Below are 15455 nucleotides of genomic sequence, written 5' to 3'. Positions count from 1 at the left end.
AACGCTTGTCCCGTGTCCAAAAACTAGGGACATCCAGCCTATGGATGGAATCAAAAGTCAAGATCTCGGCCTGTTGCTCAAGCTGGTGTCGCTGCGGCAGCAAGAAGCGACCGGAGCTGGTGGTGACACATCAGCCTACACAGTGCGCAATCTCGAGCTGGAAACCGGCATCGGTAAATCCCAGGTCAGCAACTCGCTGCGCCGCTGTTTTGAGGTTGGGCTGGCTAAAAAGGATCGTAGTTCCGGTGTCCCGCGTGTCAATACAAAGAGCCTGTTTGAATTCATAGTTTACGGTGCCAAATATGTATTCCCTGCCAAGCCAGGCCAGTTGGTGCGGGGTATAAGCACCGCATTCGCTGCGCCGGTGCTGGAAAATCGCCTGTTCAGCGCAGGCGAACTTTTTCCAGTTTGGCCAGATGCGCGAGGAAAAAACAAAGGCTTGGAGGTTGTCCCTCTATTTAAAACCGTGGGTCATGCGGTTCAGCGCGACCCGGAGCTTTACGCCTTGCTAGCCCTCGTAGACGCAATACGCATAGGCAGCGCGCGTGAGGCAAATCTGGCAAAAGACCTGTTGAAAAAACACATGGAAGTGAGTGAATGAGTATACCGGCGTTACAAAAGTGGATGGTAAGCAAAGTTGCTGAGGCGCTTGGTCCCGACCTGCGAGAGCAGGTGGCCTTTGTAGGTGGTTGCACCACCAGTTTTCTATTAACCGATGAGTTCGTACTTGAGCAAGTTCGTCACACCGAGGATGTGGATCTGATCGTCCATGTAATGGGCTATCCGGGATTTTATGCGTTGCAACAGGCATTGAGAGCAAAAGGCTTTAAAGACATGCCTCCAGACCCGGAGGAAAGCGCCCCCGTATGTGCTATGAAGCTGGGCGATTTACGAGTGGATTTTATGCCGGACGATCCGCAGGTCCTCGGGTTCAGCAACCGCTGGTATGGCGATGCGTTGAAGACTGCCATGCCTTACAAATTGTCTGATGATCTTTCCATCAGATTGGTAAACCCGCCGTATTTTCTTGCGACGAAGCTGGAGGCCTACAAGGGCCGAGGTAAAGGCGATACGCTCTCCAGCCACGACATCGAAGACTTGCTCACGTTGATTGATGGCCGTGATTCATTGATCAATGAGGTCAGGGTTGCGCCCGAAGAATTACGAGCCTATCTGGCAGAAGAATTCAGCCAATTGTTGCAAGACCCCAACTTTGAGTACGCCGTTAACAGCCAGGCGGGTGGAAATGCAGAGCGAGAGCAAATTTTGTTTGAACGGATTGAAACTCTGACCCAGTTTGGGCGTTGATGGGAAGCGATAGTGTTCTTCGAACTTCAAGTATGCGGCGTTCAGGTTGAGCTCCGTTTAGCGTCCGAAGCAAACCATCTCTTCCAGAACGACCTCTAGGAGTCTGCGCGGCAGAAGCCACTTTCTGGCACAATAGATTAACATTCTTCAGCAACAGGAAGTCAGATGGGAACCACCTTCCGCCCGTATTCGCCCGACCAGGAATTGCTTCTCCCTTACGGGATGCCGCAGGACAAGGATCAGAGTAACTTTACCGATCCCCAGAGCCGGATCATGAAAACGGCGGATGGCTTCCAGCAATGCTACAACGGCCAACTGGCCGTGGACGGTGAATTCCAACTGATTGTGGCCAACCGCCAAGGCAACAATCCCAGTGACAACGGCTGCCTTTTGCCCTTGTTGGACGAGGGCAAAGACACCCTGGGTGGCGATCCTCACCAGTGCCTGGCCGATGCCGGTTATCGTAAGGAAGAGGATCTTCAGGCCCTGGAGGCCCGGGGCATCGACGACTATGTCTCGCTGCGTCGGGAAGGCAAAAAGATCACCGAGATCGATGCCAACCGTTACCCCGCGACGGCCCGGATGGCCGGGAAACTGGCCACCGCGACAGGTCGGTCGGTTTACGCCCGGCGTAAGCACCTGGTTGAGGCGGTCAATGGCTGGATCAAACAGGTTCTGGGCTTCCGCCAGTTCAGTCTGCGGGGACTCTACGCTGTGCAGGGTGAGTGGGATCTGGTCTGCTTGTCACTCAACCTCCGACGGATGAGCTCGCTAATGAGGCTGACGTAGGTAATTTGAAGGGGCTACTGGGCGTATTCGCCTATCGGTATACGGTCGCGAACTCGTTCATAGCCGTCCTGGTTGCCAGATCATAAAGCCAGAACGTTATCCGGTTGGATTTTGCGGATACGTTCGCGGTCCCGAATTATAAGGTGGCACGACCGTCGACAGAGGCGCTTGCTCAAAACACTTCTGCCGCGCAGACTCCTAGTGGGAGTGTGCTCCCAAAAGTCTGTTGGCGGCTTCTTGTGCTCCTGGTAGCCTGGTGAAAAAAGAATTCAGGCTAATTGGTCGCAAGGGAACGATTTAATGAAGGATACGCTGGCCTATTACGACAGCAATGCCGATGCGTTTGTGGAGTCAACGTTTCAGGTCAGCATGGAGGAACTCTATCGGGAGTTCCTGCCCCTTCTTCCCGAAGGTGGGCATATTCTGGATGCCGGTTGCGGCTCCGGTCGGGATGCGCTGTTCTTCAAACGGAATGGTTACCGTGTTTCTGCCTTTGATGGCTCAGACGCCATCGCCGCACTTGCCCGGCAGAAGACCGGTTTATCGGTTCATCACCGGTTTTTCTCGGATGTCCAAGAATCCGCCACATACGACGGCATATGGGCCTGCGCAAGTCTCCTGCATCTGCCCTTTGATGAGGTATCTGAGGCGATTGGCAGACTATGGAATGCGCTAAGACCCGATGGCGTTTTTTACATGAGCTTTAAAATTGGGAGCGGAGAACGCAAACACGATGGTCGTCATTTTACGGATGCCGATGAAACGATTGCCGAGCAGTGGATTTCTGATCTGTCAGGACTCGAATCCTGGAGGATGTGGCGTACCAATGACCAGCGGCCCGACAGAGACGAGCAGTGGTTGAATATTCTTCTAAGTAAGGCACCGGCTCCACCAGCTAAGTTAACGACGGGCGGTAAGGACCATCATTTCTTGCCGAAATTGTGTCAGGCCATTAAAGCCGCTGACCAAATAGATATGGCCGTAGCGTTCGTGAAAACAACGGGCTTGAATCTCTTGTTCCCGGATTTGGTGAGTGCGCTGCAGAGAGAGCCTGATCCCGCCCGTATTCGCATTCTCACAAGCGATTACCTGGACATTACTGATTCCGAGGCTCTGCGAAAGCTTGTCCTGCTGAACGACCACGGAGCTCAGGTACGTGTTTATGAAAGTCGGGGGAACAGCTTCCATCTAAAAGCCTACCTTTTCGCTGGCCATGTCGAGAATCACCAGATGTGGGGTCGGGCATTTATCGGGTCCAGTAATATCAGCCGACAGGCGCTTCAGGATGGGTTGGAATGGAATTACCAGGTGGATTTCCCTCCGGATTCCGGGTACCTCGAGGCGGCCAGTAGGTTCGATGAACTTTTTCAACATCCGAATGTGGTGCCGCTCACCGACAATTGGATCGACGAGTACGAAAAACGGAGAAAGCCACCCGTACAGTCTTTGGAACCCGGCAGTGACGAGAAGCTGGAAACTCCAACGCCAAATCAAGTGCAACAAGAAGCATTGGAAGCACTGGATCTGACTCGCGTAGAGGGTTACCGACGGGGCTTGGTCGTGTTAGCGACGGGCCTTGGAAAAACCTGGTTATCAGCCTTTGACGCCGTTCAGATGGGTGCAAGGAGGATCCTTTTTGTCGCCCATCGCGAGGAGATTCTTTACCAGGCGGCCGAGACGTACCTGCGAATCAAGCCGAATAGCCGCGTTGGGTTCTACATGGGCAAGCAGCGGGATCGAACGGTCGATATCCTGTGTGCTTCGGTGCAAACGCTTGGCAAAGAAACCCATCTGGACCGATTTGACCCAAGGCATTTTGACTATATCGTGGTCGATGAATTCCACCATGCAGCAGCGCCTATCTATCATCGCCTTCTGAGTTACTTTGCACCACAGTTCCTGCTTGGATTAACGGCAACCCCAGACCGGACGGATCGTTCGGACATCCTGTCACTGTGTGACGACAACCTGGTTTTCGAGTACCCGTTGTTTGAGGGCGTAAAGGGCCAGTTCCTGGTGCCATTCCATTACTTTGGTATCTACGACGAAACCGTCGATTACACTGAAATCCCATGGCGTAACGGAAAGTTCGACCCCAATCTGCTGGCCAACAAGCTGGCGACCTATGGGCGTGCCAAGCATGTCCTAAAGGTATGGAGTAAAGAAAAGCAAAGCCGGACCCTGGCCTTCTGCGTTTCACGAACACATGCGGATTTTATGGCCAGCCAGTTCACGAAGAGCGGAATAAGTGCGGCAGCCGTGCATGGCGAATCTGAGATGTCCCGTGGTGAGGCGTTGGAGAAGCTGGAAAGCGGGCAGCTTGATGTCATTTTCTCAGTCGACCTTTTTAATGAGGGTGTCGATCTGCCCGCCATCGATACCGTTCTACTGCTGCGTCCCACAGAGTCCAAAATTTTGTTTCTTCAGCAAATTGGCCGTGGACTACGGCAAAGCGTGTCGACCGGTAAAGACAAGCTCGTGATTCTTGATTTTGTGGGCAATCACCGAAGTTTCCTGCATAAGCCCCAGGCGCTAATCGGTCAGGCGATGAACCACCGGCAACTGGCAGAGTTTGCCAGGAAAGCGGAAAAGCAGCAGTTGGACCTGCCCGACGGTTGTTTCATCAATTACGACCTGAAGGTGATCGATTTTCTCAAAGGTCTTGATGATCAAGGCACTGAGAAGGACTACCAGGCATTGAAAGACACATTAGGTCGCCGCCCGACGCTGACTGAGTACTACCATTTCGGTGCCAGTATCACTAAGACCCGAAAGCTGCACGGAAGCTGGTTTGGGTTGGTTCGGGACATGGACGACCTCACTGAAATTGAGGCGGAGCTTCTCTCCAGTTACGAGGCCCTTTTACTGGAAGTCGAAACGACGGGCATGAGCAAATCCTTCAAGATGATTCTGCTCGAGGCGTTCCAACAGCTGGGCGGCTGGCGTACTCCCCCAGAGCTTTCGACACTGGCCCAGGTATCCTGGGAGACGCTGAAACGCCGCCCCAGGCTCTTTCAAGAAATAGCTGATTCAGTGAAAAACGTTGAGGGGTCTTCGCCGCAATGGCAGCAGTATTGGAAAAAGAACCCTGTCGATCATTGGACCAATAAATCTCCCGCTGTTTTTGAGATTGACAATGATCGCTTCAAGCCCGTCATTAATCTTGAGGGCAATCAAACCCCTACGTTCGAAGAGATGGTCCAGGAACTGATTGACTATCGATTGGCGTCCTACGAGGCTCGCCAGTCCCAAAAACAAGATCAGTCGCACTCTGAAAACGTCGTTCCGATTACGCCCTCCGGAATAGAGTTGCCCTATTTTCCATCACTGAAAATTGCGTGTGGCCATTTCAGAACCAGCAACGCGGAAGAACCGGAGTACAGGTCCATTGGGTTAGCGCATGGGCGGATAGAACCAAATCGCCATTTCATTGCCAGAGCTTCGGGCAACTCCATGAATGGGGGAAAGCAGCCGATCCACGACGGTGATTATCTTTTGCTTGAGCAGATTAATCCCAACCAGGCAGGCTCTATCACTGGAAAAACCCTGGCAATAGAACGGATGGATGATTCAGGCGACACACAATACCTCCTCCGGACGGTTCGCAAATCACCTGTCGGCGAGTATCGGCTGGAAGCGGCTAATCCAGACTACAAAGATATTGTTGTCACTCCCGAACTGATCGAACAGTTTCGAACGTTCGCCCGCTTTTGCGAAATCATTGATCCGTTGGAAATGGCTGTCGGCCAGGAAATTCTGAGAGAGGAGATTCCGTCTCTATTCGGCACAACGTTTAATCCGGGTAATTGGCAAAGTGGTCACGTGTTTCTGAAAGAGGCCAACGCCCATGTTCTGCTGGTGACACTGAACAAGCAGGGCAAAGGCGCCGAACACCGTTATGTTGACCATTGGATAGATGAAAACACCTTCCATTGGCAGAGTCAGAACTCAACTACGCCTCAAAGCAAGCGCGGTCGGGAGCTTATTGAACACAAGAAGCTTGGACTCTCGGTACACTTATTTGTCCGGGAAAATAAGCTGCGTAATGGAAAAGCTGCGCCTTTCACTTATTTTGGGCCTGTCGAATATCAGAGCCATGAGGGAAGCGGTCCAATGAGTGTGATTTTCCGACTTGATGCGACGGGTTGAGGGTGACTCACGCCTCAACCAGACCCAACCTCATGCGCATCCGAAATCCGCGCCCAATGCGTAATCCTGCGCTTCTGCCCATCCCAGAAATACCTCAAATGCTCACCCTGAACCGGCGCATGTAAGGCCACCGGCCTAAACGCGGCAATGCATTCGTGGCCAGGTCTGCGTACCGAGTGGTAGAGCAGGCCGTCCGATCCTTTGGCGCGGTATTTGGCGCCGAAGGCCTGGCTGGCAGCGTAGTCGTCTGGATCGTGCAGGTCGGCGAAGTTGCTGGCGCGGATGTCGTGCATGGGTCTGGCGATGTCGCCCACGTAGCAGCGCATGGTGAGTTCGATGGATTCTTCGTTGGCGGCGGCCATTTCCAGTTCTTTGTGGTACACGGTTTCTGCGATGGCGGTTTCCAGTGAATCGGCGGCGTAGTACACGCCAAAATCGCCGTTGGTGAAGCGGCTGCCAAAGCCCAGGTGGGTGAAGGCGGCCATCACCGGGCTGGCGCCGGGGCCGATGAGGCGGTCTTCGGTGGGCACGAGTTGTAGGTTGCCGGCCTGGTCGAGCAGGCGGTCGTTGGTCATGGCCTCGATTTCAAAGGCGATGTCCAGTTCTTCGGCGGTGTCGTAGATGCGCTCGAACAGGTCGATGGGCGGGTAGTGGCTGGGGATGATGCGGTGGGCTTTCCACTCGGGCAGCACCAGCGGCGGGGTGGGTCTCACGCCCAGCCCCGCTTGGCATCGAAATAGCGCCGGGCCAGCATCAGGTGCTTCATGGAGCCGCGGGTCATGAATTCCATGGCGGAGGCGCCGGAGAAAGGCACCTCGGTGGTGGCCAGCCGGATCCGGCGGTTGGCGCGCTCGGCGGTAGGGTACATCACTCGCAGGGACTTGTAGATACCGAGGATGTAGCTGATGCGCTCCAGGGTGTCCCGGGAAAGCCGCACGTAAGGCAGCTTCTGGTACTTGGAAAGCGTGCTCCGGGAGATGCCGCCCAGCAACTGCATCATCTCTTCCTGGGTGCATCCCCATTCCCGGCAGATGTTGAAAAAACCTTTCAGCGCAACGTGGCCGCGCAGGGCGTCGTTGTCGACGGTTTCAGGCAGTTTTCTCAGTGGCTCTGCCATGATTTGGCCTCCCGATATGTGTAGATATGGCCATTATAGGAGTTTGTGTATAAATATGCACATCAGGATTCGGTTGACGGCCGGGCAGCGCGGTCGTGGCGTCGGGTCAGGCGGATTCTTTCTCCAACACCTGTTCCAGGCCGCGAATGCATCGATCAAATGCCCGGCTGATGCGGGTCTGGTCCTTGATCATCGCCAGTCTTGGCCAGGTGGCCTGTTCGCCGAGCTGGATGAACATGTCCAGGTCCTCGGCGCTCGGGTTGGCCAGCACTTTGCGGTAAAGCGAAGGCCGTAGCGGGAAGTGGATGTTGATGTCGCCCAGGTACTGCTGGCTGGCCATGGCGTGGGCCTGTTCGATCAGCGGGCGGATGAGCCCGGGTGTCGGGCTCTGGCGGGTGAGTTTCAGGGCCGTGGCCAGCTGGCCGTGGGCCAGGGAAACGGCGGCCTGTTTGGCCCAGGCTTTGAGCCCGCTTTCATCGTGGTGGGTGATGAAGGGCACCACGTGGGGGTTGGCCTGGCTTACGATGGTTTTGTTGACGTTGTGCAGGCGGGCCATGCGCATCAGCGGCAGGTCGCCGTGCACGCTGCCGTCAATCCACCGTTCGGTGGGCATGTAAGGCACGCTGCTGTTGGGGCCACCGCTGGCATCCCGGGCCTGAAGGGTTACCGGCGGGAAAATGCCCGGCACCGCGCAGGAAGCCATCACCGCGGAATCCACCAGTACCTCCGGTGAGGAGAGCCAGTTGAGCAGTCTCGGCTTCTGCTGGGTGCGGGTCGGCGAGACCGAGATATTCAGGGTGCGGCCGCTGTGGTCGTGAGCTTCCTTGAAGCTGACGCTGCCCAGGTTGGCGAGCAGGTGTTCCTGCAGCTGGCGCGGGTCCATGGCATGGCCTTCGCGCAGGCCGTCCCGCACGCCCAGCCAGCGGAATGCCTGCAGGTGGATGCGCTCTGGGTGCTCGAAGAACTCGGTGACTTCGGGGTTGTTCCGGGTGCAGATGGCGGCCGCAACCACGGCGCCCATGCTGGACCCGGCGATTACATCCGGCAGCAGGTTCTGGCGCCAGAGTGCCCGGGCAACGCCAAGGTGGTAGATGCCGAAAGCCGCGCCGCCACTCAGCATCAGGGCCGGGCGGCCGTAAACCCGTTCGGCGTCGCGGAACATCTCGAGCTTCCGGGCGGTGCTCACCTCCGGAATGGGGTGGCTGCAAATGAACTCCATGGAGGTTTCCACCTCGCTGAGGAATTCCTGCACCAGGCGGTTGGTGCCGCTGCGGGCCACGCTGTAGAGCTCCGGGTTGGAAAGCTCGCCAAGGTGCCGGTAAAGGCTTTCCTGTAATACCCGGATCAGCCGTCGGGTGTCGGTGTTTGCCCGGCATTGCTGCATGGTGGCCATGTGCTGGCGCATCAGGCTTTCATGCAACATGCCGGTCTCTTCCTGCTCGCGCCAGGCCAGCTTGCCGTCAAGATCGTCCAGGGCGGTGGCCGCGGCCAGCCACTGCTCGTAGTCCTGGGCCTGCTCCAGCTCTTTCTGGAGTTGCTTGCGGGTGCGGGCGTTGTGTTTTGAGGTAAGTTCCGTGGTTTGATTCATAGTCTCACCATAGCCGATCCACGCCGGGCTTTGCATTGAGACAGTTTCATGAATGGCTGTTATTTGCTAAATTTGCGCCTGTTGATTGCATTTTGTGCAGATCACACATGTCTGCGGGAGAGATCGGTCCACTGTTCATGGGTTTACAGCCATGAGCGACGGCACCGGCGCCGAAGGAGCAACTGCCCCGGAAACTCTCAGGCAAAAGGACCGCTGACATGACTACTTTCCGAAGAGCTGCCGACAGTCTGCGTCCGTCGGCACACCGAAGGAGCAAGCGGCTGTTGCTCAACGAATTGAGCCCGCCGTGAATCTCTCAGGTCCCGTGACGGAAGGGGTGCTTGCTGCCATGAGGGCAGTGAGGAAACCCTTGGCGCCCCACGGAGTCTGTTATGAAGCGAATCGCTGTTATTGGCGGTGGCATTACCGGTATTACCACGGCGTACACCCTGGCCAAGCGTGGCCTGGATGTGACCGTCTATGAAAAACACCGCTACGCGGCCATGGAAACCTCCTTCGCCAACGGCGGCCAGCTGTCGGCCTCCAACGCCGAGGTGTGGAACAACTGGCAAACGGTGATGAAGGGCATCAAGTGGATGTCCCGCCGCGATGCGCCGCTGCTGGTGAACCCCAAGCCTTCCTGGCACAAGCTGAGCTGGTTCGCCGAGTTCATCGCTGCCATTCCCCAGTACGAGAAGAACACCACCGAAACCGCCCGCCTGGCCATTGCGGCCCGCGACCACCTGTTTGCCTGGGCGGAAGAGGAAGGCATTGATTTTGATCTGAAGAAGCAGGGCATTCTGCACATCTACCGGGACAAGGCCGGTTTTGACCATGCCTCGCATGTGTCCAAGCTACTGGCGGCCGGCGGCCTTGAGCGTCGCCCCGTTACGCCCGAGGAAATGAAGTCCATCGAGCCCACGCTTGTCGGCACCTACTACGGTGGTTTCTATACCGAGAGTGATGCCACCGGCGACATCCACAAGTTCACCAACGGCCTGGCCGATGCCATCGTGCGCCTGGGCGTGAAAGCCTGCTACGGCCACACCGTGACCGAGCTGAGCGCCGATGCCCGCAACGCCTGGGTGACCTCCCACGACGGCACGGAGCAGACCCGCGATACCTTTGATGGCGTGGTGATCTGTGCCGGCGTTGGCAGCCGTTCCCTGGCCAGCAAGCTGGGTGACCGGGTGAACATTTATCCGGTGAAGGGCTATTCCATCACCGTGCAGCTGGACGACGAGGCCTCCCAGAAGGCGGCGCCGACTGTGAGCCTGCTGGACGACGCCACCAAGATCGTGACCAGTCGCCTGGGCGATGGCCGTTTCCGGGTGGCCGGTACCGCCGAGTTCAGCGGCTACAACCGGGATATCCGGGACGATCGCATCCAGCCGCTGATCCGCTGGGTGGAGCAGTGCTTCCCGGGCGTGTGTACCCGTCGCGTGGTGCCCTGGGCCGGCCTGCGCCCGATGCTGCCCAACATGATGCCCCGGGTAGGGCGCGGCAAGCTGCCGACGGTGTTCTACAACACCGGTCATGGTCACCTGGGCTGGACGCTCTCTGCCATCACGGCCCAGATGCTGGCCGAGACGGTGGTTGGCAAGGACTGACCTGCCCAGGGTTGTTCTCTCCTCGAAGTTCTGCCGGGTATCTGCGCCTCAGCGCGGATACCCGGTGATCTCCCTAATGGTCTGGTACAGCGGCTGCAGCTGCGGGTACATCTTCAGGTACACCTCGGAATAGAGCCGCTGATAGAGCGCGCTGGTCTCCCGGTTTGGCTCGAACACGTCGCCGACGCGGGTCATGGCGGCCACTGCCGTGTCGAAATCCGGATGCAGGCCCAGGCCCACAGCCGCGTCGATGGCCGCGCCCAGGCCGGAAGTCTCGTAGGTGTGAGGGCGCTCGGCCGGTAGCCCGAAAACATCGGCCGTCAGCTGCATGGCGGCATCGCTCTGGGAACCGCCGCCGGCCACCCGCAGTTTGCTGATCTTCACGCCGCTGCGCTTCTCGATTCTTTCCTTGCCCTCGCGCAGGGCGTAGGCCAGCCCCTCCAGAATTGCCCGGTAGATGTGCGAGCGGGTGTGCACGTCGCCAAAGCCAATGATCGAGCCTTTCGCCTCCGGCCCCGGCTGGCGTACGCCCGGTGACCAGTAGGGTTGCAGCATCAGGCCCATGGAGCCCGGCGGCACCGCCCGCACCAGTTCATCGAACAGCGCCTCTGGCTCGATGCCCCGTTCTTCTGCAATTTTCTGTTCCCGCAGCCCGAATTCGCGCTTGAACCAGCTCACCATCCAGAAGCCCCGGTAGATCATGACTTCGGTGGCGTAGCGGCCGGGCACGGCCGACGGGTAGGGCGGCATCAGCCGGATGGGCTCCACGTAGCGCGCGCTGGTGGTGTTGATCGTGGCCGTCGTTCCGTAGCTCATACAGCCGATTTCCGGCGACAGACCACCGGAACCGAGGATCTCGCAGGCCTTGTCGGAAGCGGCGGCGATCACCGGCACGCCCGACGGTAGGCCCAGATGCCCGGCCGCCTCCGGTGTCAGGTGCCCCAATGTGCCCCCGGGTGGCACCAGCTCCGGCAGCATGTCCCGCTTCACGGGCATGGTCAGCCATTTGAAGTCCCTGCGCCCGGCCCAGCGGTGTTTCTTGTAATCGAAGGGGATGTAACCCACCTGGCTGCCAGTGGAATCCCGGAACTCGCCGGTCAGCCGGTAGTTGAGGTAGCCGGAGAGCAGCAGGAAGTGCCGGGTCCGGGCCCAGATGTCCGGCTCGTTCTGGGCGATCCAGTTGGCCTGGGTGTTCTCACGGAAGCGGTGAATGGTGTCTTCCAGCCTTGCCAGCTTGAACAGCCAGCCCCAGGGGCCTTTCACCGGGCCATCCACCCGGGCGTGGCGCTGGTCCAGCCAGATGATTGCCGGGCGCAGGGGCTGGCCGTTTTCTTCCAGGTTGATCACGGTACCGCGCTGGGTGGTCACGGTAACACCGGCGACCTGCTCGGGGCGGGCGTCCGTGGAATCCCAGAGTAGATGGCAGGCCTGCCCGAGCTGCTCCCAGAAATAGTCGGGATGCTGCTCCGCCCAGCCGGGCTGCCGGGAAAAATAGGGCTCGATGTCCTGCTTGCCCTTGCCCACGAGGTTGCCCTGGCGGTCGAAGAGCAGGGCGCGCACGCTCTGGGTGCCGTTGTCGATGGCGAGGATCAGCGGTTCAGTCGCCATGGGGTGCCTCCCGGCCGGGCAGGGAGTAGGCGCTGCGGTAGATGGCCAGGTACCGGGCTTCTTCCTCTTGCCAGGTTTCGTCGGTCCAGCCCATCAGGGGCTGGCAGTGTTGTCGGATGGCCGGCAGGAGAGCTTTGCCACCGTCGGCCAGGATGAGACCCAGGCGGCTGCGGCGGAGCATCAGGTCGTCCAGGTGCTGTATGTCCTCGGCCTGGCAGGCCCAGCAGAGTTCCGCCCAGAGCAGATCGCTGGGCCCGCTCGGGGTGACTGGCGTAAGCTGGCCGGCTTCGAGCAAGGAGGCGAGGTCTTCTCCATAAAAGCCACGGAGTCGTTGCCAGGTCTGGTGGCCGAGCGCTTCCGGGCGCGCCAGGGCCGGCGGCGCAGGGAACACCGGTTCGGCGTCGGGGCGTATGCGGTCCCCGGTATCGTTATCAAGGCCCAGTTTCAGGGCCTCCCGGGCGATTACGCGGAAGGTGGTAAGTTTGCCGCCGGCGATGCTCACCAGGCCCCGGTCGCTTTTAATCGCGTGTTCCCGATTTTCCTTCGAGGGGTCCTTGCCGGTACCGTCGGTGACCACCGGCCGAACGCCGGCCCAGGTCGACAGGATATCCGTCTCTTTCACGGAGCTGCCGGGGAACAGACGTCCCGCGATTTCCAGCAGGTAATCCACTTCTGTCTTTGAAATGACCGCCTCCTGGTTCAGGTCGCCTTCGTGGTCCAGATCGGTTGTGCCCAGCACCGTGGTGCCCTGCCAGGGGAAGGCGAACACCGGTCGGTTGTCACGGGGGTGGAACAGCGACACCGAGCAGGACACCGGCAGGCACCGCCAGGGCAGCACCAGGTGGCTGCCGCGCAAGGGGCGGATGGTCATGGCTTTGTCCGCCGGGTCCTTGGACTGGAGCTGGTCGGCCCACGCGCCGGTGGCGTTGATCACCAGGGGCGCGGAAACCTGGATGGGGCCATCGGTTCCCGCCGGGAGCAGGCTTACCCCGGTTACCTGGCCCTGATCCCGTGTGATGGACAAAGCGCGGGTGTAATTCAGGCACAGGGCGCCGTCCCGTCGGGCTTCGGCAATCAGGCGCAGCACCAGCCGCGAATCGTCGGTCACGGCATCGGTAAACCCACTGGCGCCGGCCAGCTGATGATCGGTGAGGCCTGGCACCCAGAACAGGGTTTCGGCGGGTTTGAGTAAGTGCCGGCTTTGATTGCGGGCAATGGCGTCGTACACCCGGAGCAGCACCTGGAACAGTCGCGGCCCGGGGAACTGGCCCTGGAAGTGGGGCATGATGAAACGCAGTGGTTCGATCAGCCCGGGCGCTTCCGCCATCAGGCGTTCCCGCTCGCGCACCGCGTCCCGTGTCAGTCCAAGGTGTCCGCTGCCCAGGTAGCGCAGGCCACCATGGACCATCTTGGAGGAGCGGCTGGAGGTGCCCCAGGAGAAATCCTTCTGTTCCACCAACAGGGTACGAAGGCCGCTGCCCGCCGCTTCCCGGGCCACGCCGGCGCCGGTAATGCCGCCGCCGATCACCACCAGGTCGAAGCTTTGCTTGTTGTCCCTGATTGAGGCCAGGGTCGCGTCGCGTGTACTGCTGCCGGTCACTTTGTCGGCTCCCGGGTGTCGGTTTCTGTGTCGAAGAGGGTACCAGGGTTCAACAGCGCGCCCGGGTCAAACGCGTTGCACAGGGAACGAATGGCCAGCATGCCCAGCTCGCCTTTTTCCACCGGCAGGTAGGGGGCATGGTCCTTGCCAACGCCGTGCTGGTGACTGATGGTGCCGCCATTGTGGGCAATCACCCGGGAGGTGCTTTCTTTCAGAGTGCGCCAGCGGTCCAGGGTTTCCTCGTAACTGTCCGCTACCCGGAACACGTAGGTGGTGTAGATACTGCAGCCCTGGCTGTAGAAATGGGACAGGTGAGTGAACACGTGGGTGCGCTCCTGCCGCTCGGCGAGGCCGTCGCGAAGGTTGGCTTCAATGCGGCCCAGCAGGTTGTCCACGTTGTCCCAGTCGGTGGCGGTTTCGAGGGTATCCACGGCGTAGCCCATTTGCCACAGGGCTTCGCGCAGGTACGGCATGGTAAAGCGTTTGGCGGCCCATTTGTCGCCCAGGCGGGTGCCTGTGTACACGCCGTTGTGCGCCTTGCACAGGGCACGGGCCTCCTGCAGGGCATGGCGACACTGGCGCGAACTGCCGGTTACACCAAAGGTCATCATGCATTTCCCCTCGCTGGCACCGCGGGCCGAAAGAAACCGCTCCAGCAGGCCGATCAGGGTAGGGTGGCCGGCGAGGGCCAGCTGGGTTTCGGTTTCCACGGCGTTGCTCAGGCGCAGCATCGAGAGCGGAATGCGGTTTTGTACCAGCAGCCGGCTGGCGGTGCGGGCGCTGTCCCAGTCCGGGAAAAACACCACGTGGAAGCGCTCCTTCTCCGGCAGCGGGGTTACCCGCACTTTCACTTCCGTGATCACGCCGATCCGGCCTTCCGATCCCAGGATCATCTCCCGTACATCGGGCCCCGCGCTGGAGGCCGGGAACGTCGGGATCTCCAGGGTGCCCTGGAGTGTTTCGATGCGCCCGCCTGCGAACAGCTGCTCGATTCGGCCGTAACGCAGTGACTGCTGGCCGCTGGAGCGTGAGGCTACCCAGCCGCCCACGGTGGAGAGCTCAAAGGATTGCGGAAAGTGCCCGAGGGTGAAGCCGTGGGCCCGCAACTGGGATTCCACCAGCGGGCCCGGAGTGCCGGCGCCGAAGGTGGCGATCTGGCTCTCTGTATCCAGGTCCAGCAGCCGGTTCATCCGGCCGAGGGCGATGGTGAGTATGGGGCGGCCCCGGTCCTCCGGGTTGATGTGCCCGGCCACGCTGGTGCCGCCACCATAGGGGATCACGTGGATCTTCTCGGCGGCCGCCCAGGTCAGCAGGCTCTGCACGTCGTCGCTGCTTTGAGGCTGCGCAACGCCATCGGGAAACACGCCGAAGTCGCCGCTGCGCATGGCCAGCCAGTCGGCCAGGCTCTGGCCCCGGGCATGGCGTACCCGGATTTCGGCGGTGGTGTCGATGAGGGAAGCGAGTTCCGCCGGAACCGTCAGGCGGCTTGCCGGTACCCGGGCGCAGACGTTTTCCAGCGTGGCGTCTTGCAGTGGGTGGCCGGCACCCACCCGGTCTGCCAAAAATTCCATGCCCTGGTCGGGCATCTCCAGATTAAAGCTGTCATCGCCCCAGCCGTTCCAGCGTCGCATGTGAATCTCCCTGAATGAAAAGCAATGCCCGGCAGTCTAATCGGTTCGGTGATGA

10 protein-coding genes, 1 pseudogene and 1 riboswitch are annotated in these 15455 nt (G+C 59.5%); of the genes and pseudogenes, 5 read left to right on the top strand and 6 right to left on the bottom strand.

Going from position 1 to position 15455, the window contains the following annotated elements; translation table 11 throughout:
- Positions 1 to 40 precede the first annotated feature (40 nt).
- The 4 genes and pseudogenes from ACFC20_RS00430 (at position 41) to ACFC20_RS00415 (ending at position 6246) form a co-directional block, all read left to right on the top strand.
- Positions 41 to 601, top strand: a complete 561-nt coding sequence (locus ACFC20_RS00430; RefSeq protein ID WP_375191290.1) for a hypothetical protein — start codon at positions 41 to 43, stop codon at positions 599 to 601.
- A complete protein-coding gene (locus ACFC20_RS00425) occupies positions 598 to 1308 on the top strand; it encodes a hypothetical protein (RefSeq protein ID WP_375191289.1) in 711 nt (236 codons plus the stop codon). The genes ACFC20_RS00430 and ACFC20_RS00425 overlap by 4 nt, the downstream gene beginning before the upstream one ends.
- 216 nt (positions 1309 to 1524) lie before the next feature.
- Positions 1525 to 2097: pseudogene (locus ACFC20_RS00420) on the top strand (transposase); the annotation flags it as partial.
- Positions 2098 to 2397: 300 nt separating this feature from the next.
- Positions 2398 to 6246: a DUF3427 domain-containing protein gene (locus tag ACFC20_RS00415; RefSeq protein WP_375191288.1), complete on the top strand. Its 3849-nt coding sequence runs from the start codon at positions 2398 to 2400 to the stop codon at positions 6244 to 6246.
- Between the two features lie 14 nt (positions 6247 to 6260).
- Here ACFC20_RS00415 and ACFC20_RS00410 read toward each other — a convergent pair whose 3' ends face one another.
- From ACFC20_RS00410 to ACFC20_RS00400, 3 genes are all read right to left on the bottom strand, one after another.
- Positions 6261 to 6959 (bottom strand): RES family NAD+ phosphorylase, encoded by a 699-nt coding sequence (locus ACFC20_RS00410; protein ID WP_375191287.1) that lies wholly within the window; start codon positions 6957 to 6959, stop codon positions 6261 to 6263.
- Positions 6956 to 7363: an antitoxin Xre-like helix-turn-helix domain-containing protein gene (locus ACFC20_RS00405; protein WP_375191286.1), complete on the bottom strand. Its 408-nt coding sequence runs from the start codon at positions 7361 to 7363 to the stop codon at positions 6956 to 6958. The genes ACFC20_RS00410 and ACFC20_RS00405 overlap by 4 nt, the downstream gene beginning before the upstream one ends.
- Positions 7364 to 7469: 106 nt before the next feature.
- A complete protein-coding gene (locus ACFC20_RS00400) occupies positions 7470 to 8951 on the bottom strand; it encodes a patatin-like phospholipase family protein (RefSeq protein ID WP_375191285.1) in 1482 nt (493 codons plus the stop codon).
- A 104-nt stretch (positions 8952 to 9055) separates the two neighbouring features.
- Positions 9056 to 9174: riboswitch (glycine riboswitch) on the top strand.
- A 169-nt stretch (positions 9175 to 9343) separates the two neighbouring features.
- Between ACFC20_RS00400 and ACFC20_RS00395 the strand changes: the two genes are divergently transcribed.
- Positions 9344 to 10561 carry a D-amino acid dehydrogenase gene (locus ACFC20_RS00395; protein ID WP_375191284.1) on the top strand — a complete coding sequence of 406 codons (1218 nt, stop codon included), beginning with the start codon at positions 9344 to 9346 and terminating at the stop codon, positions 10559 to 10561.
- 48 nt (positions 10562 to 10609) lie between these two features.
- Here the strand turns inward: ACFC20_RS00395 and ACFC20_RS00390 are convergent, their stop codons facing one another.
- From ACFC20_RS00390 to ACFC20_RS00380, 3 genes are read right to left on the bottom strand one after another with little or no spacing between them, the layout of a single operon-like run.
- Complete coding sequence (locus ACFC20_RS00390; RefSeq protein ID WP_375191283.1) at positions 10610 to 12169, bottom strand: FGGY-family carbohydrate kinase; 1560 nt, start codon at positions 12167 to 12169, stop codon at positions 10610 to 10612.
- On the bottom strand, positions 12159 to 13769 hold the full coding sequence (locus ACFC20_RS00385) for an FAD-dependent oxidoreductase (protein WP_375191282.1): 1611 nt from the start codon (positions 13767 to 13769) through the stop codon (positions 12159 to 12161). Before ACFC20_RS00385 ends, ACFC20_RS00390 begins: the two co-directional genes overlap by 11 nt.
- Positions 13766 to 15400 (bottom strand): FAD-binding oxidoreductase, encoded by a 1635-nt coding sequence (locus ACFC20_RS00380; protein ID WP_375191281.1) that lies wholly within the window; start codon positions 15398 to 15400, stop codon positions 13766 to 13768. The genes ACFC20_RS00385 and ACFC20_RS00380 overlap by 4 nt, the downstream gene beginning before the upstream one ends.
- Positions 15401 to 15455 lie beyond the last annotated feature (55 nt).

The sequence above is a fragment of the Marinobacter sp. genome (assembly GCF_041984545.1).
Classification (GTDB): domain Bacteria; phylum Pseudomonadota; class Gammaproteobacteria; order Pseudomonadales; family Oleiphilaceae; genus Marinobacter.
The sequence above is the reverse complement of the archived record's forward strand: the minus strand, read 5'-3'. Positions and strand labels throughout refer to the sequence as shown.